1 protein-coding gene is annotated in these 1,532 nt (G+C 63.4%); it reads right to left on the minus strand.

Going from position 1 to position 1,532, the window contains the following annotated elements:
* Positions 1 to 404: 404 nt before the first annotated feature.
* Positions 405 to 1,532: IS91 family transposase (locus NKI19_RS32640; protein ID WP_502899379.1), on the minus strand; the 1,128-nt coding region annotated here is incomplete at its 5' end.

Raw genomic sequence — 1,532 nt, forward strand, 5'->3', positions numbered from 1 at the left:
CCGCTGAACGGTTATGTGGCGCGCCACATAATGCAGAGCGTTTTTAGCTTGGCGTCGCGACAATGAGGCGGGTGGGAAGAGCCGCTGCCGTGGATCGCGACGGTGAGCTAAAAACGTGTTGGACTAAGCCGCCGGCACAGGTGGCCGCTATGGGCGTTCAATTGAGGCCGTGCCCATGAACAGGCATGGCGTGGGCGCGGATGCGGTCGTGGACGCGGCGATTGCAGGGGTCGCGTGCGCCGAATGCGGCACGGGTATCGGTTGCGGCAAAGTGAGGACCGGTGCCGCGCCCTGCCGGGAGAGGCTGCCCGGGTGTGACGGCGCGCACCTTTGCGGGACCGGCTCAGTTTGGCTTCCGAGCGGGCCGGTGCGATGTTGATGACAAGGGAGGTGCTGCCCCTGTCTCATGACGTATCCCGGTATGGCGGGGGTGCGGTGACGCCGTCGAAGATTTCGATGATGATCATCTGTCCTTGATGACAGGCCGGGCATTGTCTGAGGGAGTGCCCGGTAAGGTCCTCGTAGCGGTCGCGATAGTCCTTTTCGGGCAGGTCGACCGACGGCTCGGGAACCGGCATGCCGAGCAGGTCGCGGCAGTGGGCAAGCTTTTGCGCGCGATGGCGATTGCCGAGGAAGCCGTAGTAGCGGATACGATGGAAGCCCTCGGGCAGGACGTGAAGCAGGAAGCGGCGGATGAACTCGTCGGCCGAGACGGTCATGACCTTTTGCCGATTACCGTGCCGATAGTCCTTCCAGCGGAAACGAACGGCGCCATCCTCGATGTCGATGAGGCGGTTGTTGGAGATGGCGACGCGGTGCGTGTAGCGGCCGACGTAATCGAGGACCTGTTCGGGTCCGGCGAAGGGCGGCTTGGCATAGACCACCGACTCGGCCTTTCGTAGCGGCGCCAAATAGCGCCGGAAGGCGTCGCGCTCACGCAAGGAATCAAGGACGGCGAAGAACTGCAATTGATCGGCCGCGAAGGCTTTCTCCAGGTGCTCCAGAAACAATCGTCGGAACATGCGTGAGAGCACCCGGACCGGGAGGAAGAAACCGGGCTTGCAGGCGATCCATCGATCGCCGTCGGCAGAAAGGCCACCGCCCGCGACGACGCAATGCAGATGCGGATGATGAAGCAGGTTCTGGCCCCAGGTGTGCAGCACGGCGAAGAAACCGATCTCGGCGCCCAGGTGCTTGAGATCGGCCGCAATGGTGCGCAGGGTCTCGGCGGTTGCGCGGAAGAGAAGGCCGTAGAGGAGTGCCTTGTTCTGATAGGCAATGGCGGCAATGGGCGCCGGCAGCGTGAAGACGACGTGAAAGTATTGTGTGTCGAGGAGTTCGGCGCGACGATCCTCCAGCCATTGCGCGCGGGCCAGCGATTGGCAGCGGGGGCAATGTCTGTCGCGGCAACTGTTGAACGCGATGCGGTTATGGCCGCAGTGATCGCACTGCTCGACATGACCGCCAAGTGCGGCGGTCCGGCACAATTCGATCGCCGTCATGACGCGACGCTGGGCGGTCGACAGATGCGC

The organism is Mesorhizobium sp. M0751 (assembly GCF_040320265.1).
In the GTDB taxonomy this organism is placed as follows: Bacteria; Pseudomonadota; Alphaproteobacteria; order Rhizobiales; family Rhizobiaceae; genus Mesorhizobium.